Genomic DNA, 26,049 nt, shown 5'->3' on the forward strand with positions numbered 1-26,049 from the left:
TAAACTTATGAAATCATTTGTAGACTATTCCTCAAACTCGGATTTTTCTATACACAATATTCCTTTCGGAGTCGCAGTTTTTAACAAAGAATATATCGGATGCTGTACAAGAATCGGAGATCAGGTAATTGATCTTGCTACCTTGTATGATCTTGGTTATTTTGAAGATATTGAAGGATTAGACGACAATGTTTTTGAAGCTTACACCATCAACGAATTTATTGAACTGGGTAAACCGGTTACCAATGCCGTTCGTACTAAGATCCAGACATTATTACAGGAAGGATCAACTTTATCAAAAGATCAGAAAACAATAGAAGAAGCGTTCTATGATCTGGATAAAGTAAAAATGATGATGCCCGTTCACATCCCGAATTATACAGACTTTTACAGCAGCATAGAACATGCTACCAATGTAGGAAAAATGTTCCGTGATCCTGCCAATGCTTTATTGCCTAACTGGAAACATTTACCAGTAGGTTACCACGGAAGAGCATCCTCTATCGTAGTTTCAGGTACAGATATCAACCGTCCGAAAGGTCAGATGAAACCTGCAGAGGCAGATAAACCTGTTTTCGGACCGTGTAAACAATTGGATTTTGAACTGGAAATGGCTTTCATCCTCAACAAAAATACGGACATGGGAGAAAGTATTTCTACTAAAGAAGCAGAAGATGCTATCTTCGGAATGGTGATTTTCAACGACTGGTCTGCAAGAGATATTCAATCTTGGGAATATGTTCCGCTAGGGCCATTCCTTGCGAAAAACTTTGGTTCATCAATTTCTCCGTGGGTAGTTACTCTTGAAGCTTTAGAACCTTTCAGAACAGCTTCTCCAGTACAGGATCCTGAAGTTTTAGATTATTTAAAATTTGAAGGTGATCAAAACTATGATATCAACCTTGAAGTCTATATCCAGCCTGAAAACGGAGACCAAAACCTTGTCTCTGAAAGCAACTACAAATATATGTACTGGAATATGACGCAGCAACTGGCACATCACACAATAAACGGATGTAATGTGGAAGTGGGTGATCTATATGCCAGCGGTACCATTTCAGGAAGCGATCCAAAATCTTTCGGTTCTATGCTTGAATTGACCTGGAGAGGACAAAATCCTCTATCATTAAGCAACGGTGAAGAAAGAAAATTCATTGAAGATAATGATACCGTTACGATGAAGGCTTGGGCTGAAAAAGACGGTGTAAGAGTAGGTTTCGGTGAAGTTTCCGGTAAAATTATTCCAACACTTTAAAATAAGAATTTATTATCAGATGCTTCGACTGCGCTCAGCATGACATTGTTAAAAGTATACTGCAAAAACAGTTAATATTTGATTGGTCATGTAAGCAGAGTCGAAGCATCTTTTTTAACATAATTTGAATACTTAAGTTGAATTAAGTGTTACAATAAAAATATGAAAACAGTAATCCCCTCCGAGATAACCTCCGTACAACTTCAGACGATCATGCAGACGGCTGTTTCCCCACGCCCGATTGCTTTGGCTTCTACAGTGGATAAAGATGGTACGATTAACTTATCTCCATTCAGTTTTTTTAATATGTTCAGTACGGTTCCACCGATTTTGATTTTTTCACCATCAAGGAGAGTACGTGATAATACAACGAAACATACGCTGGAAAATGTTCTTGAAGTGCCGGAAGTCGTTATTGGAACAGTCAATTTTCCGATTGTACAGCAGATTTCTTTAGCTTCTACAGAATATGAAACCGGAGTCAATGAGTTTATCAAGTCTGGTCTTACCATGAAAGAGGCAGATCTTGTACAGCCTAAACTGATTGAAGAATGTCCTGTTAACTTTGAATGTAAAGTTTTAGAGGTAAAATCACTGGGAGATCAGGGTGGCGCCGGGAATCTTGTAATCTGTGAAGTTCAGAAAATCCATATCAGAGAAGAATATCTGAATGAAGCTGGAAATCTGGACCAGAAAAAACTGGATATGGTAGCCCGATTAGGCAGTAACTGGTATTCCAGAAGCAATGAGAACAGCCTTTTTGAAGTTCCAAAACCTTTGGTAACAAAAGGAATCGGCTTTGATCTGCTGCCTGATTCCATTAAGTACAGTAAAGTATTTACAGGGAATGACCTTGGAATGCTTGCCAATACAGAAATATTACCTGCGGGTGACTTCCATGCGGATGACAATATTCATCTTACAGCCCAGAAACTGCTTCTGGAAAGCAGAGTGGAAGAAGCATGGACCATTTTGACAATTAAATAAAAGAAAAAGCCTGAAATCTCAGGCTTTTTTTATGGTATGCAGGAAATTTTTTTTCCTTATTTTGCTTTCAACGTTTCTGAAATCGTAATTTTTCCTTTTTCAGAAAAGTCTGTCATCTTTCCGTTTTTATCGATAGAAACATTCAGATTATCATTCTTGGCATCATAGTAAATATGGGTTGCGTATCCCGGACAGTCATGCTGCTTACATCCTGACAGTTTATAAATTCCGTTTTCTGATGTGATAGGACTTTCTACATTGAAATTCTTTACCATTTCATCATATTGAGCTCCTGCAAGCTTTTTCAGTCTTTCTGTGATGCCTTTATCTTCAAAGAATTTAATATCATGAGGATATTTACCAACATTTTTGGTGATAATATTATCCGGAGCCGGAGCAGAAGGAGGTGGTGATGCTACAGAATCATTTTTTGTAATTACAGAATCTTTAGGCATTACTGTAGCCAAAGTATCTGTGCTTGCTGAAGATTCTGTTTTGTTTTCTTTTTTACATGAAACGACGAATAATGAGAGCGCGAATGCGCCTGCAATAATTTTTTTCATAATTATACTGATAAGGTGGTTAATTTATAATAACGCAGTTTTAAACGTTTTATTTCAATTTTTCTTTTATAAAATCAATACATTTTTCCGTTACTGTATTCAGATCTTGGGGTAGATTTGTTTCTGTCCAGGGCTCCTTTGCTCCGAAAGTATGATTGGCATTTTCAATCAGGAAAAGTTCAGAATTTGGATGAAGTATATGAAGATGCTCGGCTTGCTTTACTTCTACCGCTTCATCTTCCGTCCCATGAATAATAAGCATATGAGCTTTTGCCATTTCCGTTGCCCGTTCTACATCAAAACGATGAACATTCTCCTCATAATTCTCATAAAACTGATAATAGTGTGGCATTTCCTGTTGGGTACGCCCGTTCAGAGCATAATAAACTCCGTTATTTTTCCAGTTCTCAAAAGCTTCTCCTGTGGGAAAACGGTCTAAAGTATCCACACTGGCCAAAGTGATCAGACCATTAATTCTTTCATCTTCAAAAGTTTTAATAATAGAGATTCCTCCTCCCCTGCTGTGACCTACCAAAACAATCTTTTCATTATCTACACGCGGATCTTTACTAAAGTGATCTATTACCACTCCAAGGTCAGAAAGCTCTTTGGAGTAATTATTATGCCCAAAAGCTTCAAGATCTCCAAAGTTGTATGGATCATCTGCAGTAGTTCCGTTATGGGAAAAATTAAATTTCACAAAGAAAAAACCTGCTTCAGCAAACTTTTCTGCCATCAGATTCCACGCTCCCCAATCTTTATAGCCTTTATATCCATGAACAAACAGTACCAGTGGAAGTTTTTTTTCGGTGTCTTTATAAAAAATATCAGCAAGAAAACCTTTTGTTTCTTTATTTTCTAAATATATATTCTTTTCACTAATCAAATTCATAAAATAAATGGGTTTTATTTAATATTATTTATATTTATGGGATCAATTTAAATTGAAATTTATGAAAAAAACTCTACTTCTTTTATTTTTAATTACTTTTTCTTTTATCCTGAGTCAGACGACCAAAAGGGTATTCTTTATTGGAAACAGTTATACTTACGTTAATGATTTGCCTAACCTCATCCAAAGTATTGCTGCTTCTAACGGTGATGTACTGGAACATCACAGCCATACACCGGGAGGTTCCACGCTTCAGGATCATTCTAACAATCCGGATGTGATTTCTACCATTAACCAGGGAAACTGGGATTATGTCGTATTACAGGAACAAAGCCAGCTTCCGTCATTTCCGGATTCTCAGGTTCAAAATCAGGTATATCCTTATGCACTTCAGCTTTCAAATCTGATTAAAACATCAAATCCTTGCGGAAATGTACTTTTCTACATGACCTGGGGCCGTAAAAACGGAGATGCAGCGAATTGTCCGGGACTTCCTACGGTGTGTACCTATCAGGGAATGGACACTCAGATTTATAACCGCTATATGGAAATGGCGGCAATCAATGAAGGTATTGTTTCACCTGTAGGTAAAGTATGGAGAACAATCAGAGAGCAAAACCCTGCTATTGAGTTGTATGATCAGGATGAATCACATCCGAGTTATATTGGGTCTATGGCTGCTGCGTATACCTTTTACACTATTTTATTCAAGAAAGATCCTACACAGATTCCTTTTAATGGCAATCTTAGTCTGGCGCAGGCTCAGATGATCAAAGATATTGTTAAAACAGAAGTTTATAATCAGCCGGATAAATGGTTTGTAACGAACAATGATGTTCACAGCAGATTCACCTACCAGCTTACCGGAGCGGGAACGGTTCAGTTTACCAATACAACACAGAATGCGGCCACCTATTCATGGAATTTTGGTGACGGTACGACCTCTACTCTTGAAAATCCGGCACACACCTACTCTGCAGGTGGAAATTATAATGTAAAGCTGACAACAAATGCCTGCGGAGCCACTACCACCAAAACCAAACTGATTGTCATAAGCACATTAAATACAGCAGAAACTGCTATTGAAACTTCAGTTCAGATCTATCCGAATCCGGCCCAACATCTTATCAGCATTAGTTCTAAAAAGAAAATTGAAATACTTTCCCTTACAGATGCTTCCGGAAGAAGAGTTCATTATCATTTGAATACAACAGATTCAGGATATACCCTGCCTCTTCAGCATTTAACCAGCGGAGTTTATTTTTTACAATATAAAGCTGGTGAAAAGGAATTCACTAAAAAGATTATAAAAAAATAACCTTATTTTTGCTTCATGCAGAATTTAAGAACGGTAACCGTGACGCGTTACATTCTGCCATTGAGAGAAGGAGGATCTCTTCCTGCTCTGGCAGAAGCTGATGATGATTTCAAATATGTATTAAAATTCCGTGGCGCGGGCCATGGAGTAAAAATGCTGATCTCTGAACTTTTAGGTGGAAGGATTACCGAAGCATTGGGATTAAAAATTCCTGAACTTGTTTTTATCAATGTTGATGCCGATTTCGGAAGAACGGAAGCCGATGAAGAAATACAGGATCTCCTAAAGTTTTCTGAAGGTCTGAATCTTGGTCTGCATTATCTTTCCGGGTCTATCACTTATGATCCGGGGGTAAGTGTTGATCTACTTCTGGCTTCAAAAATAGTATGGCTGGATGCCTTCATTACCAATATTGACCGTACTTTCAGGAATACAAATATGCTGATGTGGAATAAAGAGCTTTGGATCATCGATAATGGTGCTTCGTTCTACTTCCACCACTCATGGCAGAATTTTGATGCAGCAGCAAAAACACCTTTCAAATATGTGAAAGACCATGTACTTCTTCCTAAAGCAAAAATGCTTGACGAAGCGGATCAGTTTGCCCACGAAGTACTGAATGATACACTTTTCAGGGAGATTGTTAATACTATTCCTGAAGACTGGCTGCACTGGAATGATGCAGATGAAACGCCTGACGAAATCCGTGAGATCTATTTTCAGTTTCTGAAAACCAGATTAGAAAACTCTCAAATCTTTATAAACGAAGCTAAAAATGCAAGAGGATAAAATATATGAATATGCGGTAATACGCTTGGTACCTAAAGTTGAAAGAGAAGAATTTTTCAATATCGGACTGGTGATGTTTTCCAAAAGGGAAAAATTCATCAGAGTAGAATTCTATCTGTGTCCAAATAAATTTGAGCTCATGCACAGTAAACTGGACTATGAAGATATTATCCAGAATCTTGAAAGTTTCCAGAAAATTGCGAATGGTGATAAAGACGGCGGCCCTATTGCACTGCTTGATATTCCTGAGCGTTTCCGCTGGCTGACGGCTGTAAGGAGTGCGGTAGTACAGACTTCCAGACCTCATCCGGGAAAATCCAGAGACTTAAACAGTACTTTTGGTAAACTTTTTGAGGAGTTAGTAAAATAACACACCCTCTAAAAAATTTATTATGAAATCATCCATAAACGACATATCAATCAACAGGTTTTTCACAAACCTGTTTTTTGTTTTATTTTTAAGTCTTTTTACTTTAGGTTTTTCACAAGAGTCAATAAAAAAAGAACCTGTAAAAAGTACTTTACTCCCCGAAATTGCAACGGTTTCTGAAAACATAGTCTACAAGACCAACAGAAAGGGAAAACCTCTTGCTCTGGATCTGTACACTCCTAAAAATGCAACAACAGAAAAACTCCCGGTATTGATTTACGTTCATGGAGGCGGATGGGTAGAAGGTGATAAAACAGTACACGCAGACAATTATCTGGAAACAACCATTGTAAAACTGATGGCAAAGCAATATGCCGTCATCAGTATTGATTACACCCTTCTGAACGACAGCACTCATTTCCCACTGCCGCTGGAGGACACCAAAGACGCTGTAAGATGGGTTAGAAAAAATGCTGACCAATATAAACTTGACACCAATAATATCGGGTTGTTTGGAGCCTCTGCTGGCGCACATCTTTCTTTATTGGCAGCATACACTGAAGACAATACATTTATCGGAAATCCTGAACTGTCCTCATATTCTTCTAAAGTAAATTATGTGATTGACCATTATGGCCCAGCAGATCTTAATTCTCTGTTTCATACTAAAGCTGGCACTATTCCGGTTTTTATGATCGGTCTGATCTCAAAAAAGATCATCAGTCTTCAGCAGAATCTTGTAAAAGGACTTTCCGGATATGATATCAATAAAGACCAGGAGAGAATCATCCAGTATTTTAAAACCATTTCACCAGTAAATTTTGTTTCAGGCGGAGTTCCCACTCTCATTGTACAGGGAGATAAGGATAAAGTAGTTCCTATGAGCCAATCTAAAAAACTTCACAGAAAACTCAACAGAGCAAAAGTGCAGAACTCTTTGGTTGTGATTGATGGCGGAGTACATGGCTTTGGGACTACAGATAAAACTGTATTAGATCAGATGACCGATCAAATGGTGGACTTCATTATTTCTCAGAGGAAATAATATACATACTACTGATTAAAATAAATTTAAATAATTTAAAATCAATAATATAAATAAAATTTAACGGATAAATATGCTAGATTGATATACATATCAATATTTTTTAAGTGAAAATTAATTACCTTGGCTATTGTTTAAATTATTTTTAACAAAACAAACAATAAATTAATCATTCATTAAAAAAAATACGCAATATGGATTCTTTGAATAATATTAATGCGCTGACGCTCATATTTGCATCTGTTCTTATTTTTGCGATAGCTTACCGTATTTATGGTATTTTTATTGCCAATAAAGTTCTCAGGCTTAATGACCAGAATATGACCCCTGCAGTAGAATTTGCAGATGGTAAAGATTATGTCGCTACTAATAAAAATGTACTTTTCGGACATCATTTTGCTGCAATTGCGGCTGCCGGGCCATTAGTAGGACCTGTTCTTGCTGCTCAGTTTGGATATCTTCCGGGCGCATTATGGATTCTGATCGGCTGTGTATTGGGAGGCGGAGTTCATGACATGGTTGTACTCTTTGCTTCTGTGAGACACAAAGGTCAAAGCCTCGCGACCATTGCTTCCAAAGAAATCGGAAAAGCTACTGGAACTGTGGCAGGTTTTGCCATCCTTTTCATTCTGATTCTTACGCTGGCAGGTTTATCACTGGCGTGTATCAATGCGATGCATGAAGCTTCATGGTCTCTTTTTACCGTAATCATTACCATGCCCATTGCCATCATCATGGGACTGATTATGCGTTATAAAAAGAACAGTGTTTTGTTTGCCAGTATTTTAGGTGGTATTCTTCTGATTGCCGGGATCATCGGAGGCCACAGTCTGATGCAGAATCCTACGATGAATAATTTGTTTTCCTGGGATATTAAAACCATTTCTATCGCGATTCCTTTGTATGGCTTTATTGCTTCTGTGTTACCGGTTTGGTTGCTTTTGGTTCCAAGAGATTATCTTTCTACTTATTTAAAGATTGGAACTATTATCATGCTGGCTATTGGGGTCATTGTGATTCATCCTACCATACAGATGCCTGCTATCACAGCTTTTGTCAATGGTGGAGGGCCTATCATCGGCGGACCTGTACTTCCTTTTATTTTTATCGTGATTGCCTGTGGAGCTATTTCGGGTTTCCATGCTGTGATTGCTACGGGAACAACTCCGAAAATGCTTAATAAAGAAAGAGAAATTCTTTTCGTTGGATATGGGGCAATGCTTGTAGAAGGTTTTGTAGCATTGATGGCACTTATCGCAGCTTGTACGCTGATGCCGGGTGATTATTTTGCGATCAACACCCCTAAGGAAGCTTATGATTCATTTTTAGCAACCCACCCTTCTTTACATGGTGTAGATATAGATTATTATTCACAGAAAATAGGGATTGATCTCTATGGCAGAACCGGAGGTGCGGTATCACTGGCTGTGGGAATGGCTCATATCTTCAACAAAATCCCTTATATGGATCAGCTGACTGCTTACTGGTATAATTTTGCGATTATGTTTGAAGCGGTATTTATTCTTACTGCCATTGACGCAGGAACAAGAGTGGGACGTTTTTTCTTACAGGAAATGCTGGGTTCTGTAGTTCCAAAATTCAATGATAAAAACTGGATCCCGGGAATTATTATCAGCAGTCTTCTTTTCACTTTTGCCTGGGGATATCTGGTGTATACCGGAAATGTAAACAGCATCTGGCCGTTATTCGGGATCAGTAATCAGCTGCTGGCTGCCTGCGGACTTATTGTCTGTACAACGATGCTGATAAGGATGAACAGGGGAAAATATGCTTTATGCTCGGCCATTCCCGGAGTTTTCATGGCCATCATTACCTTCTGGGCCGGATATATTCAGGTGACTGCCATCTATATTCCAAAAGGACAGTACTTACTGGCGGCATTAGCGGCAACAGCAATGATTCTGATGCTTATTGTATTTATAGGAGCTTTCAGAAAATGGTATCAACTGCTTCAGATCAACAAAACAGTGATTGATCATTATGGAGAACCTGTGAAGGAACTGGTAGAAAGATAAAATTCACATTCTATAAATTTAAAACCATCAAGAATGGATTTAAAAAATAAAGTATAGTTAAGATGAATCATTCTGATTTTTAAGCTTAAAGCTAAGCTTATCTTAATACTCTTAAACTCTTATTAAATCTTAATGGTTCAAAAATAAAAGTTTATAAAAACAGTTCAGAAATTCTGAACTGTTTTTTTATAAGCATTATCTTTTGTTTTATTTAAAAATTGAAATTAAGTCTTGCGAAAACATACCTTCCATTCTGTCCAAACTGTGAGGTAGAACGTGAATAGATAAACTGGTCGTTATTCGTAGAGGCAGCAAGGTTTTTCGTTGGATAAATATCAAACAAATTGTTCACACCTAATGTCAATCCTACATTTTTTGTAAACTGGTAAGCAGCGGATATATCGGTAATGATTTTATCTCCAATCTGCTGGTGTTCATTAAAATCTATGATCCCGTCTCCGTTCACATCAATAATATCAGCACCTGTTACTTTTCCGAAATAGGTATTTCTCAGATAGAACGTAGCATCCTTCCAGGAAAGAGTATGCGAAAGGCTGGCTTTCACTCTAGGTACAGCTTCTTCCAGATACACTCTTGATTTTTCAGAAAAATATACTTTCTCCAACTGCGGTGACTGTAAAAGTCCTGCAGAGTGAATATCTCCAACCTGTTTGGTTCTATTAAGATTAATGGCAAAGCTATTATCAAGCTTAAATCCTGAAAATCTCGCATTATGGGAAATCACTACATCCAATCCTTTTGTTTCCGTATCAATGGCGTTGGTAAAGAACTGTGCCGCATTAATTCCTAATTGATCATAGGCTTCCTGTGCTTTCTGAGGAACGTTTGCTCTTAAAAACTGGTCTGTAAGAATGATACGGTTATCTATTCTCGTAAAATATCCGTCTGCTGTAAAGCTAAGCCCTGCTGAAGGAATTCTGTAAGTAAATCCTACACTTCCTGATTTGGAAGTTTCCTGCTTCAGTTTTGGCATATCCAGCAGTCCTGCCAGCTGGGAATCATTACTAAAGGTTCCTACTTCCAAAAGTTGATTATTCGTAAATAATGTAGACGTTACATTATAATAAATCTGGTGGATAGAAGGTGCTCTGAATCCTGTAGAACCTGCCAATCTCACATTGAAATTAGGGGCTACCTTGATTCTTGAAGCTAATTTATAATTGAATGTAGATCCGAAATCGGAATAATTTTCATATCTCGCTGCCGCTTCTACCAACAACCAGTTGGTGAAATTAAATTCTACATCTGCATAAGCTGCTACCGACTGTCTGTTTTTATCCACAGCATTCTCAGGCTTAAACCCGTTGAATACCTGTGATCCTCCCGGAAGAGCCGCTCCAAAGAAATCAGTAGGTCTTACAGAGTTTCCGTTCCATACATTTCCGGAAACATCATAAGTTGCATAGGAAGCTTCTTCACCCTGAGTAATTTTAAAATTCTCATAGCGGTGCTCTGCTCCGAAAGCGACATTGACCCCTTCCCACACATCATATTTTTTAGAGAAATCTAAATTGATGGTGTTTTGAGAAAATCGCAGTCCTCCGGCATTAAATTCTCTTGGTGAAGCAAAACGTAAGGAAGTATTTCCCGTGTTTTGAATATTATAGGTAAACGAATTCTGCCCGTATGTATTACTGAAATCAATATTCCAGCCTTCCCATTTCCCTTTGATTCCTGCAGCCAGTGAAATATCCTGAATATCTGTTCCAATCTGTGGAAGGTAGCCACTAGAGTATAATCCTGTAAAAGTTCTGCTTTCACTTGGTCTTCTGTAAAATCCTCCTGAAGTTCCGTGTCTTAAACTATACCCTCCGAAAGTGTACACTTTCCAATTGTCATTGATTGGCAGTTCAGCATTTATAAAAAGCTGATGATTATTCAGTTTAGACTGGCCTACCTGCATATTGAAGTCTTTTCTAGACTGTCCTCTGTACGCTAATTCCTGATCAGTAAAATAATTAAGCTGATCTCTGCTAAAATTGGCAGATTTCAACACATTTTGTAATCCTGAAATGGTAGTAGCTCCCTGAATTGAATTTTGCAGATCCTGAGAAAAGTAGTTTACATTCTGAGCATACTGATGAATATAATTCACAAGTTGTTGCGAATTTGGAGTATTATTTATGTTCGTAAAAAGAGAAGAAAGATTCACTCCGTCATTTAATGCCCTTTGTTCTATTGCGTTATAAGCATTATAAATAGGTCCGTTCTCTGTTCCGGCTCTATAGGTTGGGTTTCTGAACTGTGAAGACCAGGTAATATTAAAGAAACCTCCTTTAGTTCCGATTTTATTACCATAGTTCAAATCCAGCTGAATATTCTGTCCGTCAAAATCTCCGGTATGGTCATTAGCTGTTGGTGTTAAATTCCCCCCATAGCTGATTTGTCCTGCCAGTTTTCCTGTATCTCTTTTCAGATCAAGATTGATGACTCCGGCAATGGCATCAGATCCATATTGTGCAGCAGCTCCGTCTCTTAGTACTTCAATCCTGTTTAATGCAAAAGAAGGAATAGCATTTAAATCCGTTCCTACAGTCCCTCTTCCGGGTGTTCCGTTTACATTCACTAATGCTGAAGTATGTCTTCTTTTTCCATTAACTAAAACCAGTACTTGATCTGGCCCTAGACCTCTCAGCTGAGCAGGATCCAAATGGTCTGTTCCGTCTGAATTGGTCTGAACGGTAGAAGTAAATGAAGGTGCTACTGCATTCAGGATTTGTCCAATATTTGTTTGTGGAAGAATTAATGAAGATTCTTTCACATTAAATACATCTACAGGAACCGGGCTGTCTGTCTTAGATCTGGCTCCAGCTCTTGAACCCAGTACCACGACTTCTTCTACATTATTAGTTTTTATGCTGTCTTTATTTGTTTTTATGCTGTCTTTTTCCTGTCCGTAAGTGTATACTCCAAGAAAAAATAAAACAGAGGCCGAAAGAATAGTTTTTTTATTTCTCATATAGTTTAATTTGATTGAACATTTATGTTTTTACAAGCTGCAAATGTAAAATATATTTATTAGTCCACAAAATCAATAGACTTTGTTTTTATAAAAAATGTTTATCGTTTCTTTCTATCCCTATTTAAAGTTATGATAATTTAAGAACATTCCCATAAAAATCATTGTTTTATAGAAGTTAAAATTTAAAATGGATGTGGAAAACGCAATGATCGCAAAGGTAATTTGCAAGCTTATTATTCTTACGTTCGCAAGGGCACTTCGTTCAGCAGAGAAAATTTCGCACTAAGTAAAACACCTTTGCGATCGAAAAAATAAACACAACGTGATATTTACATTGCGAACTTTGTGTTTAAAAAATAAAAAAAAACGAATCCAAATTTTGAATCCGTTTACTTGATCTTATATTATTCTGATTTAAATCTTAGTCAGTTTAGCATATTTCAGGATTAGGTTTTTCTCTCCTTCATGGATGAAAATAACCTTTGCTTTGATATTCTGAGGATCTGTTCCATCCAGGAAACTAACTTCTCCAATTCCGAAACGGTCATGTCTCACTTTATCTCCTACTTCAATATCCTGCGAAGAAGCTCCGCTTGGGTTAATAATTTTAGCAGTGCTTACAGGTTTTAGTTTTCTTACTTCCTGAGCCGGTTTTGAAGCATCACCTCTATCAATACTCTTTTTTTCAACCTTTTTGAAAGATTTCATTTCAGAAGGATGTTCATCAAAAATATTAGACCTTACCCCTGAATTATTGATAAATCTTTTTTCAAGAGCCGGATTAAGGAATTCAATATATTCATCATCAATTTCACTTAAAAATCTTGAAGGCTCTGCATCCGTAATTTTTCCCCATTGAAAACGGGAAACAGCATAAGAGAAGAAGACCTGTTTCTCCGCTCTCGTCAATGCTACATAAAATAGTCTTCTCTCTTCTTCCAGATCTTCTCTGGTGGCAGAACTCATAAAGCTTGGGAAAAGATTTTCTTCAAGTCCTACCAAATGAACTACTGGAAATTCCAATCCTTTTGAAAGGTGAATGGTCATCAATGAAACCATATCCTCTTCCAGAGTTTTATCCTGAGTATCTGCAGAAAGTGCAATATTTTCAAGGAAATTGGAAAGACTCGGATCTCCGTCTTCCAGCTGTATCTGTTCTTCAATGAACCCTTGCATAGAGTTCATCAATTCCTGAACGTTTTCTACTCTGGAAATCCCTTCAGGAGTCTGGTCATCTTTTAAAAACTTAATCAAGCCGCTTCGTTTTGCCACTTCCATAGCAACACTGTAAGCCGTTTCTGTTTTCAGTAATACCTGAAAAGCTTTTATCATAGACCAGAAGTCATTCAGTTTGTTTAAAACTCCGTTGTTCAACCCTAATTGTGGTGCGTACATCGGAAGATTATCCAAAATTTTTGAAACCGCAATATTATGAGCGTCTGCAAAAACAATTAATTTATTCTGCGTTGTTTCTCCGATTCCTCTTGTAGGATAATTGATAATCCTCATCAACGCTTCAGAATCATTTTCATTGATCAGAAGACGCAGATAACCAATAAGGTCTTTGACCTCTTTTCTTTGATAGAAAGAAAGCCCTCCATATACTTTATACGGAATATTTTTACGTCTCAGCGCATCTTCAAAGGCACGCGTCTGTGAGTTTGTTCTGTATAAAATGGCAAAATCACTGTACTTTCTCTGGTCGCGGTTACGCAATTCCCAGATATTTCCGGCAACAAAATTGGCTTCATCAGCATCGGAAAGAGATCTGTATATTTTGATCTTATCCCCCTCTTCATTATCACTGAATACATTTTTCTTAAACTGCTGTAAGTTTTTTGAAATAACTACATTGGCAGCATTTACAATATTCTGTGTAGAGCGGTAATTCTGCTCCAGAGATACTGTCTTAGCATCTGTATAGTCTTTTTTAAAGTTTAAGATGTTATAGATATTAGCCCCACGGAAGGAATAAATAGACTGGGCATCATCCCCTACCACACAGATATTCTCAAATTTTGAAGCTAATGCTTTTACAATCAGATACTGAGAGTGGTTGGTATCCTGGTACTCATCTACCATGATATATCTGAACCTATCCTGGTATTTTGCAAGCACTTCAGGGAAACGGGTCAGCAGCTCATTGGTCTTCAACAACAGGTCATCAAAATCCATAGCGCCGTTTCTGAAACACTGATCGACATATTTCTGATAAATCTGCCCGATGAACTTCATATTTGCTTTTTCATCCGCTTCCATAAGTTCCGGATTGTTGAAATAAGCTTTTACTGTAATCAGGTTATTTTTATAGGTTGAAATTCTTGCCTGAACTTTTTTAGGTTTATAAAGGTCTGCATCAATATTCATATCCTTCAGAACTTTTCTGATCACATTCAGTGCATCCTGCTGATCATAAATGGTAAAATTGGAAGGATACCCAAGGTAATGTCCCTCAATTCTTAAAATTCGTGCAAAAACAGAGTGAAAAGTTCCCATCCAAAGGCTTCTTGCATTGCTGTCTCCTACGACCTTTGCAATACGGTCTTTCATTTCACGTGCTGCTTTATTGGTAAAAGTAAGTGCAAGGATATTGAAAGGGTCTATTCCATTGTAAATTAAATGGGCAATACGCATGGTAAGTACACGCGTTTTCCCGGAACCAGCTCCTGCAAGCACCATCAGAGGTCCTTGTAAAGAGGTAACGGCTTCATATTGTGATTCATTAAGTCCTTTCAAATAGTCCATACAGCAAAAAAAATTTGGAAGTACAAAATTAATGTATTCAGAGGAGAATTCAAACTTTCGTAGAGAAGTTAGAAATTTTGCTTCGCAAGTGAATAGTGAATGGTCAATTTCTTTCACAGATAAAAGGTGGATAAGTTGATTATACATTCAAAATTTGTCCAAAAAGAATTTTATATTCATCACCCCGAAACATGTACCTCGAAACCTGTAAAAATTGACAAACGAAGTGAATTCGCCAATCACTTTACTCAGATTTATATATCTATTTCTATACAGTTTGTAACATTTAATTCACTTTTCACACTAATTGATAAACAATTTCTAAATTTTATGAAAAAGCGACTTCTTTCTGCTGCTGCCGTAGCTTTCTTCGGGCTAATGCTGAATGCACAGCAAATCAAATTCGAAGAGTATGACCTTCCCAATGGTCTTCACGTAATTCTTCATCAGGATAATTCTGCTCCGGTTGTAACAACAGGTGTAATGTACCACGTAGGTGCAAAAGATGAAGTAAAAGGCAGAACAGGTTTTGCTCACTTCTTTGAACACCTCTTATTCGAAGGAACTCCTAATATCAAAAGAGGAGAATGGTTCAAAATTGTTTCTTCAAACGGGGGTGAGAACAACGCCAACACTACCAATGACAGAACGTATTACTACGAAACATTCCCTTCCAACAACGAACAGCTTGGACTTTGGATGGAGGCTGAAAGAATGCGTAATGCTGTCATCAACCAGATTGGTGTGGATACACAGAGAGAGGTTGTAAAAGAAGAAAAAAGATTGAGAATGGATAACCAGCCTTATGGAAATCTTTTCACAACTATTCAGAAAAATTTATTTACAAATCACCCATACAACTGGCCAACAATTGGTTCTATGGAAGATTTGAATTCTGCTAAATTAGAAGAATTCCAGGCATTTTATAAAAAGTTTTATGTTCCAAATAATGCTACTTTGGTAGTTGCAGGAGACATCAAACCAGAGCAGACTAAAAAATGGATCGAAACCTATTACGGAGGAATTCCAAAAGGGACATTATATCCAAAAGATTTCCCGAAAGACGCTCCTATCACTCAGGAAAAAGAAGTAACTGCTACAGACCCGAACATTCAGCTTCCAGCTTATATTTTTGCTTACAGAACACCTGCTAACAAAGAAAAGGATGCTTATGTTTTAGATATGCTTTCTTCTTATTTAAGTAATGGTAAATCTTCGGTTTTATATAAAAAGTTAGTTGACCAAGAAAAGAAAGCGCTTCAGGTAGGAGCCTTCAATCAGGGTCTTGAAGACTACAGTATTTTCGCATTCTATGCGATTCCGATGGGACAGACGACGAAACAGATTTTACAGGCTGACATTGATGCTGAAATCAAAAAAGTACAGACGACTTTAATTTCTGAAGAAGACTATCAAAAGCTTCAAAACCAGTACGAAAACCAATTTGTAAACGCCAACTCCAGTATTCAGGGAATTGCTGCTTCATTGGCAACCAATCATGTATTGATGGGTAACACGAATTTGATCAATAAAGAAATCGACATTTACAGAGCTATCACAAGACAGGATCTTCAAAATGCGGCTAAAAAGTATCTTAATTCTAACCAAAGAATAATCATTAACTACGTACCTGAAAAAAAGTAATCATTTCAACTTCTCAGGTTAAACTATGATTATTTAAAATTAAATTTTTACAAATGAAAAAGCAATTAACATATATAGCTGCAGCGTTTTTCTTTACAGGAATGGTTTCAGCACAAAAAATAGATCTTAATGCAATGCCGAAACCGGGACCTACTCCTGCAATCAACATTGCCAAGCCAAAAACTTTCCAGCTAAGCAATGGTCTTACGGTAATGGTTGTGGAAAACAACAAACTACCAAGAGTAAACGCAAGCCTTTCTATGGACAGAGCTCCGTACAATGAAGGAAGCGTAACCGGAGTAAGCCAAATCATGGCTGAACAGTTCGAAAACGGAACAACCAACATCAGCAAAGATGATTTCAACAAAAAAGTAGATTATCTTGGTGCTAATCTTAACTTCTCTTCTAATGGAGCTTCGGCCAACTCACTTTCAAAATATTTCCCTGAAGTATTAGGTCTGATGGCTGATGCAATTATTAATCCTAAATTCTCTGCTGAAGAAATTCAAAACTCTAAAGAAAGAGCGGTAGAGGGATTAAAATCTGAAGAGAAAAATGCATCTTCTATTGCTGGAAGAGTTTCTTCTGCTTTGATGTATGGAAAAAATACTTCAAGAGGTGAATTTGAAACGGTAGAATCTATCAACAAAATTCAGCTGTCTGATGTACAAAATACCTATAAAAAATACTACGCTCCGGATAACGCTTATTTAGTAATCGTTGGAGACGTAAAATTTGACCAGGTGAAACCATTGATCGAAAAAGCTTTCAATAGCTGGAAAAAAGCAAACACTCCTATTGCTCAATTAGAACCTGCTTCTAATGTTGCTAAAACAGAAATCAATGTAGTGGATGTTCCTTCTGCTGTACAGTCTGTTGTTTCATTAAACAACCTGAACACGCTGAAAATGAAAGATGCCAATTACTTCCCTGCAACAATAGCTAACTACATCCTTGGAGGTGGTGGTGAAGCAAGGCTTTTCATGAACCTTAGAGAAAAGAATGGATTTACGTATGGTGCCTATTCAAGTATGGTGGCAAGCAAATATTCGCCACAGTTCTCTGCAAGTGCAAGCGTAAGAAATGAGGTAACAGACAAAGCGGTTAAAGAATTCATGAATGAACTTAACGCTATTTCTACTGTAAAACCGGAGGAATTGGCAAATGCTAAAGCTAAGCTGAAAGGATCTTTCATCATGTCTTTAGAACAGCCTGCAACTATTGCAAGATTTGCACTAAACCAAAAAGTACAGGATTTACCGGCTGACTTCTATACCAATTACTTAAAATCTATTGATAAAGTAACGGCTGCTGATGTTGCAAATGCTGTAAAGACTACGATTCTACCAAACCAAAGCAGAATTTTCATTGCAGGTAAAGCATCTGATATTGCTGAAGGATTGGAAAAATTAGGATATCCTGTAAAATATTTCGATAAAGAGGCTAATCCGGTTTCAAAACCTGCAGCACAGAAAGTAGATGCAAGCGTTACCATCGGATCTATTGCTGATAAATACATCAATGCAATTGGAGGTCTTGCTGCTGTTCAGAAAGTAACTTCTATCACTACCGATGCTACTACAAAAGTACAGGGAATGGATATGTCTATGAAACTTATTCAGGCTAAAGGAGGAAAAATGTCAATGGATATGAAGATGATGGGGAATACTGTACAAAAAATCATTTTTGATGGTAAGGACGGATATATGGAAGCTCAGGGACAAAAAATGCCACTTAATGAAAAACAGAAAGCAGAAATGTCAGATCCAGAACTTTTCCCGGAACTTATTTTTGCTAAAAGTGCAGAATATAAACTGGCAGGAATCGAAAAGTACAACAATGAAGATTCTTATGTCGTAAAAGGAACTAAAGATACTTACTATTACAGCGTAAAAACAGGCCTTAAGACAGGTGAAGTGAAAGTTGGAGAAGGAGGATCTATTCCTACAAGCTATGCAGATTACAAAGATGTTTCCGGAGTAAAACTTCCGTTTACCATCATTCAGAATATGGGCGGAATGGATATTAACCTGACGGTAAAATCTTACCTTATCAACCAGGCCAAAGATTCTGATTTCAAATAAAAACACCTTATTTTTATATAAAAAACGGTAACAATTGTTGCCGTTTTTATTTTTATCAACATTTGGCGGCATCTTTTTTTGTCATTCAGTAAAAAAAGATTAAATTTGCCCATTCAAAAAGATATCAGAATTAATGGATACTATATTTACACTATTGATGGTTCTTGTTATGGTTGCCAGCGTTTTATTGGTAATTATCGTTATGGCACAAAACCCAAAAGGAGGAGGCCTTTCTAGTACATTCGGAGGTGCATCATCTGCACAGTTTGGAGTACAGAGAACCAATGATTTCATGGAAAAAGCAACATGGACTCTAGGCGGAACTATCATCGTTCTTATCCTTTTAAGCGTTGTCATCACAGGTAAGCCTTCTCAGGTAGCTCCTACACAGAAACAACCAGTGAAGAAAGAAGCTCCTGCAAAACAGTCAGCTCCTGCTTCTTCTACAACAACTCCGGCAAAAGCTCCTGTAGCACCGGCAAAATAAGAAGAATATCATCTTATATAAAACAAAAGCAACTCAAATTGAGTTGCTTTTTTATTTTAGCTTGATCTTTTCAATCTGATGCCGGAGCTTCAATCCTGCTTTTAAAAATGAATACTGTACAGGCTTTGATTCTTTATAGTATTTATCAATAAAGATCTGCATGGCTCCATAAAACCTCTTAAGATATACTTCATTCCTGATTGTACTCTCCCCTTTGTGATGAAGAATTGAAACTTTACCATAATAGAAGTTTTTATACCCGTTTCTTAAGAACGTATAGCACAGATCAATATCTTCTCCATACATAAAATAAGCTTCATCCAGCCCTCCTATTTTTTCGTAGACATCTTTTTTAGCCAATAAAAATGCACCTGTCATCACTTCTATTTCAGCAACCGCATTTTCTTCAATATCATTTCTGTAATAAGACTTCGAGTTATTCTTTTTAAAATTCGTAAACAGCTTTTCAAAAGAATTAAACATATCCGGTACTGAGCGCTTGCTTTCAGGCAGAAAATTACCTTCCGCATCATGCATTCTTACTCCCAGACATCCGAAAGAAGGCTGAGAATCTGCAAAATCCAGAAGTTCTTTCATGTAAAAGCCTTCAAATTCTGTATCAGGATTCAATAACAATATATATTCTCCTTTTGCCGTCTGAATTGCCTGGTTATTCGCTTTTGAAAAACCGCCGTTTATTTCAGAAGATATAAAATGGACGTCCGGAAATTCAGGAATAAGATCTCCCCAGGAATTATCTGTAGAAGCATTATCTATGACAACCACTTCATAGTCTATCTCTTGTATGTATTTTTGAAGTGACAAAAGACAGCTTCTGAGCAGTTGGGTAACATTATAATTAACAATAATAACGGACAGCTTCATATTAATCCTTTTCGTTGTATGGCAGCCTGTTGATAATAGATCTTCCTAAAGAAATTTCATCAGCATATTCCAATTCATCTCCTACTGAAATTCCTCTTGCAATGCTGGAAAAATTCACATGGGAACTTTTAAATTTCTTGTAAATGTAATACGCTGTTGTATCTCCTTCCATGGTCGCACTCAATGCGAAAATAAATTCCTTCACCTTACCATCATTAAGTTTCCTTTCAATACTTGGAATATTTAACTGGTTGGGTCCTACTCCCTCCATTGGGGAAATTTTCCCTCCAAGGATCAGATATTTTCCAGTGTATTTCCCGGTATTTTCAATAGCAATCACATCCCTTACATCTTCAACAATGCAGATCAGTTCGCTATTTCTCTTTTCATTGCTGCATATTTCACAGATGTCAAAATCCGAAAAATTATGACATTCTTTACAGTATTTTATTTCGTTAACAAGATTAATCAGCGAACTTCCAAGACTTACCGCTCTGGAATTGGGCTGCTTCAATAAATGTAGTGCTAACCTCAAAGCCGTTTTTCTTCCAATTCCAGGCAATCCCGAAATCTCATCTACCGCCTTGGCTAATACTTTACTTGGGTAATCCATAGGTACAAAAATAAGGATTAAAGTTGATAATTAATAGTGAATAATGAATCCTCAATTCGCTTCGCTTGTGAATTTTTATAGAATGATCATTGACTATTGACTTTGCGAAGCAAAAATTGACAATTGACCAATAAATTAATGTCTCAAAATGATATTTTAAATTTTCTCCCATATCCGAGAACTCTAAAAAAACCTTTATATTTGCGGCTTAAATTAAATATGAAAAAAATAAACTGACATGGTACTTAACAATCTTAACTATCCTCTGGATTTCAAATTCAAAATCACTACTTTAGCAAGTGACTTCAATATTACTGACAGAAACGGAAATTATGTAGCGTATGTTCGTCAGAAAATGTTTAAGTTGAAAGAAGATGTTATCGTTTTCAATGATGAAAGCAAGTCTAAGGAACTTTTTAGAATCAAAGCGAATCAATGGATTGATTTCAATGCTTCGTATTCTTTGAATGATCTTATTGATAATAAAAACTTTGGCAGATTAGCCAGAAAAGGAATGCGTTCTATCTGGAAAGCAAGCTATGATGTTCTGGATGCTCAGGATCAGCCTAAGTTTAAAATTCAGGAAGACAGTGCATGGGTAAGATTCTGGGACAGCTTTGTAGGAGAACTTCCTATCATCGGTATGTTCACAGGGTATTTCCTTAATCCATCCTATACGGTAACTGGTATTGACGGGAAAGCTTATTTTAAATTAAAAAAAATGCCTTCATTCTTCGGAAGAAGATTTCAGCTGGACAGACTGATCGATATTGATGACGAGGAAGAAAGTTTGGTAATCCTTTCTTTACTAATGATGACACTTCTTGAAAGAGCAAGAGGGTAAAAAATAATAAAACCACAAACACATGAAATATTTTATCATTTTATTTTCCGCATTTCTATTGGTAGCCTGCAAAAAGGAAAAAGAAACTGTTTCAGGTTCTGCTTCTGCCGATTCTTTACATATCGCTAAAGATTCTGTTTCAACAGGTCAGTCTTCAGGAAATATTCTGGTGGGTACCATTCCATTTCCAAAAGAAATCAAAGAATGCTCCTGCTATTTTGCTGTAAACAAAGCTGATTTTGAAAATGAAAAATACATCTACGCAGATGATGCCGGAAAAACAGCTTATATGATGCTGGACGGCAAAAGACTGGCTCTAAATCTTATCTCATCAAGTGATATGGAAGTAGATGAACTTCTTACCAAAGAGATAGAAAATGATAATTACAAAATTTCTGTGAAAGGTAAAAAAATAAAAGGCGAGGAAGCTTTACTGTTTGAAGGTACTCTGACTGTTGAAAAACCGGACGGTACCAGCTTCACCACTCCGATCTATGGAGAATGTGGATGTTAATAAAGACAAAATCGCAAAACAGTAAAAAGACGAAATAGAAGAAGGTAAATAAACAGATTTTTTGATTTTACCTCTTCCTATTTTCACCTTTCGCCAATGATAAAAAATGCTTCTGTATCCCACGGAAGCATTTTTTATTTCGTAAATTTGAGAAAAATAAAATTCAATGGAATTATCTAATATAGAACCGCAGATTATCTGGAAAAACTTTTCCAAATTAAATGCTGTTCCAAGGCCTTCAAAAAAAGAGGAAAAAGTAATCGCTTTCATCAAAGGATTTGGTGAAGATCTGGGACTGGAAACTACCGTAGATGAAGTAGGAAATGTTATCATTAAAAAACCTGCCACTGCAGGAATGGAAAACCGTAAATCGATCGTGCTTCAATCACACCTTGATATGGTTTGCCAGAAAAACAACGATGTTAATTTTGATTTTGAAACAGAAGGAATCAAAATGGAAATTGACGGTGACTGGGTAAAAGCAAAAGGAACTACTCTAGGAGCTGACAACGGTTTGGGAGTAGCAACCATAATGTCTATCCTTGAAAGCTCAGATATTCCACACCCTGCACTGGAAGCTCTTTTCACCATTGATGAAGAAACAGGAATGACGGGTGCTTTAGGATTAAAGCCAGGACAACTGACAGGTGAAATTTTATTGAATCTTGATACTGAAGAGGATGATGAGATTGATATCGGCTGTGCAGGTGGAGTTGATGTAACCATCACTCAGAACTATGCTGCAGAAGCTCCAAAAGGACAGATTGTAAGAATTGAAGTAAAAGGACTTCAGGGAGGACACTCCGGAATGGATATTCATAAAGGTTTCGGAAATGCAAATATTATTTTGGGAAGACTTCTTTACAGTGGATTGGAAAACCAGAATATTGAATTGGTTTCTATCGACAGCGGAGGTTTGAGAAATGCCATTCCAAGAGAAGGTGTTGCCATTATTTCTGTGAGAAATGCTCAGGAATATATAGAAAATGTTACGATTCTTAAGAAAGATATCTTGGAAGAGTTTGCTACAGTAGAACCTGGAATTCAAATCAACATTGAGAACTCTACGTCTTCTGACAAAGCAATTTCAGAAGGAGATTCTAAAAAAGTGATCTTTACTTTAAAAGCTCTTCACAACGGGGTATACAGAATGAGCCCGGATGTAGCTGATCTTGTAGAAGCTTCCAACAACGTAGCTAGAGTAGAATTGAAGGGTGGAGAACTTAAAATCTTAAATCTTACAAGATCTTCTGTAGATTCTTCTAAATATTCAGTGGCAGAGCAATTAAAATCTGTAGCAGAATTAGCTGGAATGAATGTTGAATTCAGTGGTTCATACCCAGGGTGGAAGCCAAAACCAGGTTCGGAGATCGTACAGTTGATGGAGAAACTTTACATAGAGAAGTTTAGTGAAAAGCCTCATGTAGTAGCTTGTCACGCAGGTCTTGAATGTGGTATCATTGGAGCCAACTATCCTGAAATGGAAATGGTAAGCTTCGGACCAACGATCAGAGGAGCTCACTCTCCTGATGAAAAAGCGAACATTCCTTCTACTCAGAAATTCTGGAGCTTCCTGAAAGATATTTTAGCGAATATTCCTCAGAAATAGAACATTAAAATTATTATATTGAATATCCAAAGTCTTAAGATTTTGGATATTTTTAGTTTTAATTGAAATAAAAAATGCTTCGACAGGCTCAGCATGACACAGCTAAAAATTCATCTCTAAAAAACAGTTAGTATTAGAAATGTCATGCTGAGCCTGTCGAAGCATCCAAACCATAAAAAAACCTTATACAATGAAAAGTATCACCGTATTCTGCGGCTCAAGTTTCGGGTCGCATGACATTTACAAAGAACAGGCATTATTACTCGGAAAAACCTTAGCTAAACAAGATATACAGCTCATTTATGGCGGTGCAGATGTTGGCCTGATGGGAACGATTGCCGACGGAGCATTGAGTGAAAAAGGCAAGGTCATTGGAGTCCTTCCCCACTTTTTACAAACCAAAGAAATTGCTCACAAAAATCTGACCGAGCTTATCATCGTGGAAACCATGCATGAAAGAAAGACCAAAATGAACGAGCTCTGCGATGGGGTTATCGTTCTTCCCGGTGGTTACGGAACTTTGGAAGAGTTTTTCGAGATGATCACCTGGGCACAGCTTGGACTCCACAAAAAACCTATCGGAATTCTGAATATTGACGGCTTTTATGATGATCTTATCAAACTGGTTCAGACTATGGTGGATAAAGGATTTTTAAAGCAGGTAAACAGAGATATGCTGCTGATCAGCGACACCATTAATGATCTGCTGGAAAAGATGAAAAATTATCAGGCTCCTACAGTTGGAAAGTGGATTTGTAAGGAGGAAATTTAACATAGAAAACAAAACCCGTCCAAAAAATTCGGACGGGTTTTTATTAAGATTAAAAAATATTTTCTAAGGATAAGGAGCAATTGCCACTTCCAGCCCTTCCATGGCATCGGCAATATGTAACTGGCATCCTAATCTGCTGTTTTCTTTCACGTGGAAAGCCTCACCCAACATAGCGTCTTCTTCATCTCCCATTGGTTCCAGACCAGGATCATTGATGACATATACCTGGCATGAAGCACACATCGCCATTCCTCCGCATACACCAATAGTACCTTCTTCTGCCAATTCATAAGAACGGATAATTTCCATTAAGTTCATGGACATATCCGTAGGCGCTACGACATCGTGGGTTACCCCTTCTCTGTCGGTGATTTTAATATTAACATCTGACATAATTCTGCAAAATTAGTCAATTTTTTTCACAACTGCCTTCTCTGCTTCTTTACGGCTTCCGTCAAATCCGTCTACACCACTTACGGTTGTATATTTTAGAACGAATTTTTTACCAGGATTCAGTCTGTTATAAACACTCTGACACATCAAAGTAGCTTCATGGAAACCACAAAGGATCAACTTCAGTTTTCCAGGATAGGTGTTGATATCTCCGATTGCGTAGATCCCGTCAATATTTGTCTGATAATCTAAAGCATTGTTTACAACTATCGCATTTTTCTCGATATTTAATCCCCAGTTTCCGATCTCTCCTAATTTTGGAGTCAATCCGAATAATGGAATAAAGTAATCAGTTTCAATGTCATAAGCTTCCTCACCGTCAACCTGTACCGTAATCGCTTCTACTTTTCCGTCACCTTTAATCGCTGTAACTTCAGCAGGAGTGATTAGTTTAATTTTTCCTTTATTTTTAAGATCCTGAACTTTTTCTACAGAATCCAAAGCTCCTCTGAACTCATTTCTTCTGTGGATCAATGTAACTTCACTTGCTACATTTGACAAGAAAACACTCCAGTCAAGAGCAGAATCACCACCTCCGGCAATCACTACTTTTTTGTTTCTGAAATGTTCAGGTTCTTTCACGAAATACTCAAGACCTTTTTCTTCATAGTCTGCAATATTCTCCATAGTAGGTTTTCTAGGCTCGAAAGTACCTAATCCACCGGCAATGGCAATTGCTTTACATCTGTGAACAGTCCCTTTGTTAGTAATCACTTCAAACCATTCATCATCTACTTTAGTATAAGAAACAGCGGTTTCTCCCAAAGTAAATCCAGGCTGAAACTGCTTGATCTGCTCCATCAAATTATCCACCAATTCTCCAGCATTCACTGAAGGATAACCTGGAATATCGAAGATAGGTTTTTTAGGATAAAGCTCCGCCAGCTGCCCTCCCGGCTGTGGAAGCGCATCAATAATATGGCACTTCATTTTTAATAAACCAGCTTCAAAAACTGCAAAAAGTCCTGTAGGTCCCGCACCTATGATCAATATATCAGTGGTTATCATAATATTTAAGATAATTTAATTATACATGTAACTGCAAATTTACTAATTTTAATGCGAAGCATATTTAATTGATTCTAAATAAAAACCTGAGATTTGTCAAATATCTATCATTTAAGATTTTAAATTTGGCAATGTTTTTGTAAATGTCTTGTT

22 protein-coding genes are annotated in these 26,049 nt (G+C 37.2%); 14 read left to right on the forward strand and 8 right to left on the reverse strand.

The genetic code is table 11. From position 1 onward, the window contains the following. Nucleotides 1–7 precede the first annotated feature (7 nt). Complete coding sequence (gene fahA / locus AC57AW_RS02180; protein ID WP_496350673.1) at nt 8–1,255, forward strand: fumarylacetoacetase; 1,248 nt, start codon at nt 8–10, stop codon at nt 1,253–1,255. 162 nt (nt 1,256–1,417) lie between these two features. After that, nucleotides 1,418–2,242, forward strand: a complete 825-nt coding sequence (locus AC57AW_RS02185; RefSeq protein WP_496350674.1) for a flavin reductase family protein — start codon at nt 1,418–1,420, stop codon at nt 2,240–2,242. 56 nt (nt 2,243–2,298) lie between these two features. Here AC57AW_RS02185 and AC57AW_RS02190 read toward each other — a convergent pair whose 3' ends face one another. After that, nucleotides 2,299–2,805 (reverse strand): Ivy family c-type lysozyme inhibitor, encoded by a 507-nt coding sequence (locus AC57AW_RS02190; RefSeq protein WP_496350675.1) that lies wholly within the window; start codon nt 2,803–2,805, stop codon nt 2,299–2,301. Between the two features lie 49 nt (nt 2,806–2,854). After that, nucleotides 2,855–3,697: an alpha/beta hydrolase family protein gene (locus AC57AW_RS02195; RefSeq protein WP_496350676.1), complete on the reverse strand. Its 843-nt coding sequence runs from the start codon at nt 3,695–3,697 to the stop codon at nt 2,855–2,857. Nucleotides 3,698–3,758: 61 nt separating this feature from the next. On the opposite strand from AC57AW_RS02195, the gene AC57AW_RS02200 reads away from it, so the two are divergent. The 5 genes from AC57AW_RS02200 (at nt 3,759) to AC57AW_RS02220 (ending at nt 9,255) form a co-directional block, all read left to right on the forward strand. Continuing rightward, nucleotides 3,759–5,015 carry a T9SS type A sorting domain-containing protein gene (locus tag AC57AW_RS02200; protein ID WP_496350677.1) on the forward strand — a complete coding sequence of 419 codons (1,257 nt, stop codon included), beginning with the start codon at nt 3,759–3,761 and terminating at the stop codon, nt 5,013–5,015. 15 nt (nt 5,016–5,030) lie between these two features. Then, complete coding sequence (locus AC57AW_RS02205) at nt 5,031–5,804, forward strand: HipA family kinase (protein ID WP_496350678.1); 774 nt, start codon at nt 5,031–5,033, stop codon at nt 5,802–5,804. Beyond that, the gene (locus tag AC57AW_RS02210; RefSeq protein WP_318849017.1) at nt 5,791–6,174 is read left to right on the forward strand and encodes a DUF3037 domain-containing protein; all 384 of its coding nucleotides are present in this window, start codon (nt 5,791–5,793) and stop codon (nt 6,172–6,174) included. Before AC57AW_RS02205 ends, AC57AW_RS02210 begins: the two co-directional genes overlap by 14 nt. 22 nt (nt 6,175–6,196) lie before the next feature. Further along, nucleotides 6,197–7,219: an alpha/beta hydrolase fold domain-containing protein gene (locus AC57AW_RS02215; protein ID WP_496350679.1), complete on the forward strand. Its 1,023-nt coding sequence runs from the start codon at nt 6,197–6,199 to the stop codon at nt 7,217–7,219. Nucleotides 7,220–7,413: 194 nt separating this feature from the next. Beyond that, nucleotides 7,414–9,255 carry a carbon starvation CstA family protein gene (locus AC57AW_RS02220; RefSeq protein WP_496350680.1) on the forward strand — a complete coding sequence of 614 codons (1,842 nt, stop codon included), beginning with the start codon at nt 7,414–7,416 and terminating at the stop codon, nt 9,253–9,255. Nucleotides 9,256–9,466: 211 nt separating this feature from the next. Here AC57AW_RS02220 and AC57AW_RS02225 read toward each other — a convergent pair whose 3' ends face one another. After that, a complete protein-coding gene (locus AC57AW_RS02225) occupies nt 9,467–12,235 on the reverse strand; it encodes a TonB-dependent receptor plug domain-containing protein (protein WP_496350681.1) in 2,769 nt (922 codons plus the stop codon). 417 nt (nt 12,236–12,652) lie between these two features. Beyond that, nucleotides 12,653–14,983, reverse strand: coding sequence for an ATP-dependent helicase (locus tag AC57AW_RS02230; protein ID WP_496350682.1), 2,331 nt, complete (start codon nt 14,981–14,983; stop codon nt 12,653–12,655). A 330-nt stretch (nt 14,984–15,313) separates the two neighbouring features. On the opposite strand from AC57AW_RS02230, the gene AC57AW_RS02235 reads away from it, so the two are divergent. From AC57AW_RS02235 to secG, 3 genes are all read left to right on the forward strand, one after another. Next, nucleotides 15,314–16,627 (forward strand): M16 family metallopeptidase, encoded by a 1,314-nt coding sequence (locus AC57AW_RS02235; protein WP_496350683.1) that lies wholly within the window; start codon nt 15,314–15,316, stop codon nt 16,625–16,627. A 53-nt stretch (nt 16,628–16,680) separates the two neighbouring features. Continuing rightward, nucleotides 16,681–18,711 carry a M16 family metallopeptidase gene (locus AC57AW_RS02240; protein WP_496350684.1) on the forward strand — a complete coding sequence of 677 codons (2,031 nt, stop codon included), beginning with the start codon at nt 16,681–16,683 and terminating at the stop codon, nt 18,709–18,711. A gap of 133 nt (nt 18,712–18,844) precedes the next feature. Then, a complete protein-coding gene (secG, locus tag AC57AW_RS02245; protein WP_496350685.1) occupies nt 18,845–19,198 on the forward strand; it encodes a preprotein translocase subunit SecG in 354 nt (117 codons plus the stop codon). Between the two features lie 51 nt (nt 19,199–19,249). Here secG and AC57AW_RS02250 read toward each other — a convergent pair whose 3' ends face one another. Further along, entirely contained in the window at nt 19,250–20,089 is an 840-nt protein-coding gene (locus AC57AW_RS02250; protein ID WP_496350864.1) for a glycosyltransferase family 2 protein, read from the reverse strand. Next, complete coding sequence (recR, locus tag AC57AW_RS02255) at nt 20,085–20,696, reverse strand: recombination mediator RecR (RefSeq protein WP_496350686.1); 612 nt, start codon at nt 20,694–20,696, stop codon at nt 20,085–20,087. Before recR ends, AC57AW_RS02250 begins: the two co-directional genes overlap by 5 nt. 238 nt (nt 20,697–20,934) lie before the next feature. Between recR and AC57AW_RS02260 the strand changes: the two genes are divergently transcribed. From AC57AW_RS02260 to AC57AW_RS02275, 4 genes are all read left to right on the forward strand, one after another. After that, entirely contained in the window at nt 20,935–21,540 is a 606-nt protein-coding gene (locus tag AC57AW_RS02260; protein WP_318849008.1) for an LURP-one-related/scramblase family protein, read from the forward strand. Nucleotides 21,541–21,562: 22 nt separating this feature from the next. Next, a complete protein-coding gene (locus AC57AW_RS02265) occupies nt 21,563–22,054 on the forward strand; it encodes a hypothetical protein (RefSeq protein WP_496350687.1) in 492 nt (163 codons plus the stop codon). Between the two features lie 166 nt (nt 22,055–22,220). Beyond that, a complete protein-coding gene (locus AC57AW_RS02270) occupies nt 22,221–23,663 on the forward strand; it encodes an aminoacyl-histidine dipeptidase (protein WP_496350689.1) in 1,443 nt (480 codons plus the stop codon). A 190-nt stretch (nt 23,664–23,853) separates the two neighbouring features. Continuing rightward, nucleotides 23,854–24,435 carry an LOG family protein gene (locus AC57AW_RS02275; protein ID WP_496350690.1) on the forward strand — a complete coding sequence of 194 codons (582 nt, stop codon included), beginning with the start codon at nt 23,854–23,856 and terminating at the stop codon, nt 24,433–24,435. A 63-nt stretch (nt 24,436–24,498) separates the two neighbouring features. On the opposite strand, the gene AC57AW_RS02280 is transcribed toward AC57AW_RS02275, so the two are convergent. Continuing rightward, nucleotides 24,499–24,828: a 2Fe-2S iron-sulfur cluster-binding family protein gene (locus tag AC57AW_RS02280; RefSeq protein ID WP_318849004.1), complete on the reverse strand. Its 330-nt coding sequence runs from the start codon at nt 24,826–24,828 to the stop codon at nt 24,499–24,501. A gap of 12 nt (nt 24,829–24,840) precedes the next feature. Next, on the reverse strand, nt 24,841–25,896 hold the full coding sequence (locus AC57AW_RS02285; RefSeq protein WP_318849003.1) for an NAD(P)/FAD-dependent oxidoreductase: 1,056 nt from the start codon (nt 25,894–25,896) through the stop codon (nt 24,841–24,843). Nucleotides 25,897–26,049: the final 153 nt, after the last annotated feature.

The sequence above is a fragment of the Chryseobacterium sp. BGA-UO-ETr-SB22 genome, from assembly GCF_059567885.1.

Excerpts from the sequence above, each read along its gene's own strand:
- fahA (WP_496350673.1), top strand. The coding sequence starts at position 8 with ATGAAATCATTTGTAGACTATTCCTCAAACTCGGATTTTTCTATACAC.
- AC57AW_RS02185 (WP_496350674.1), top strand. The coding sequence starts at position 1,418 with ATGAAAACAGTAATCCCCTCCGAGATAACCTCCGTACAACTTCAGACG.
- AC57AW_RS02190 (WP_496350675.1), bottom strand. The coding sequence starts at position 2,805 with ATGAAAAAAATTATTGCAGGCGCATTCGCGCTCTCATTATTCGTCGTT.
- AC57AW_RS02195 (WP_496350676.1), bottom strand. The coding sequence starts at position 3,697 with ATGAATTTGATTAGTGAAAAGAATATATATTTAGAAAATAAAGAAACA.
- AC57AW_RS02200 (WP_496350677.1), top strand. The coding sequence starts at position 3,759 with ATGAAAAAAACTCTACTTCTTTTATTTTTAATTACTTTTTCTTTTATC.
- AC57AW_RS02205 (WP_496350678.1), top strand. The coding sequence starts at position 5,031 with ATGCAGAATTTAAGAACGGTAACCGTGACGCGTTACATTCTGCCATTG.
- AC57AW_RS02210 (WP_318849017.1), top strand. The coding sequence starts at position 5,791 with ATGCAAGAGGATAAAATATATGAATATGCGGTAATACGCTTGGTACCT.
- AC57AW_RS02215 (WP_496350679.1), top strand. The coding sequence starts at position 6,197 with ATGAAATCATCCATAAACGACATATCAATCAACAGGTTTTTCACAAAC.
- AC57AW_RS02220 (WP_496350680.1), top strand. The coding sequence starts at position 7,414 with ATGGATTCTTTGAATAATATTAATGCGCTGACGCTCATATTTGCATCT.
- AC57AW_RS02225 (WP_496350681.1), bottom strand. The coding sequence starts at position 12,235 with ATGAGAAATAAAAAAACTATTCTTTCGGCCTCTGTTTTATTTTTTCTT.
- AC57AW_RS02230 (WP_496350682.1), bottom strand. The coding sequence starts at position 14,983 with ATGGACTATTTGAAAGGACTTAATGAATCACAATATGAAGCCGTTACC.
- AC57AW_RS02235 (WP_496350683.1), top strand. The coding sequence starts at position 15,314 with ATGAAAAAGCGACTTCTTTCTGCTGCTGCCGTAGCTTTCTTCGGGCTA.
- AC57AW_RS02240 (WP_496350684.1), top strand. The coding sequence starts at position 16,681 with ATGAAAAAGCAATTAACATATATAGCTGCAGCGTTTTTCTTTACAGGA.
- secG (WP_496350685.1), top strand. The coding sequence starts at position 18,845 with ATGGATACTATATTTACACTATTGATGGTTCTTGTTATGGTTGCCAGC.
- recR (WP_496350686.1), bottom strand. The coding sequence starts at position 20,696 with ATGGATTACCCAAGTAAAGTATTAGCCAAGGCGGTAGATGAGATTTCG.
- AC57AW_RS02260 (WP_318849008.1), top strand. The coding sequence starts at position 20,935 with ATGGTACTTAACAATCTTAACTATCCTCTGGATTTCAAATTCAAAATC.
- AC57AW_RS02265 (WP_496350687.1), top strand. The coding sequence starts at position 21,563 with ATGAAATATTTTATCATTTTATTTTCCGCATTTCTATTGGTAGCCTGC.
- AC57AW_RS02270 (WP_496350689.1), top strand. The coding sequence starts at position 22,221 with ATGGAATTATCTAATATAGAACCGCAGATTATCTGGAAAAACTTTTCC.
- AC57AW_RS02275 (WP_496350690.1), top strand. The coding sequence starts at position 23,854 with ATGAAAAGTATCACCGTATTCTGCGGCTCAAGTTTCGGGTCGCATGAC.
- AC57AW_RS02280 (WP_318849004.1), bottom strand. The coding sequence starts at position 24,828 with ATGTCAGATGTTAATATTAAAATCACCGACAGAGAAGGGGTAACCCAC.
- AC57AW_RS02285 (WP_318849003.1), bottom strand. The coding sequence starts at position 25,896 with ATGATAACCACTGATATATTGATCATAGGTGCGGGACCTACAGGACTT.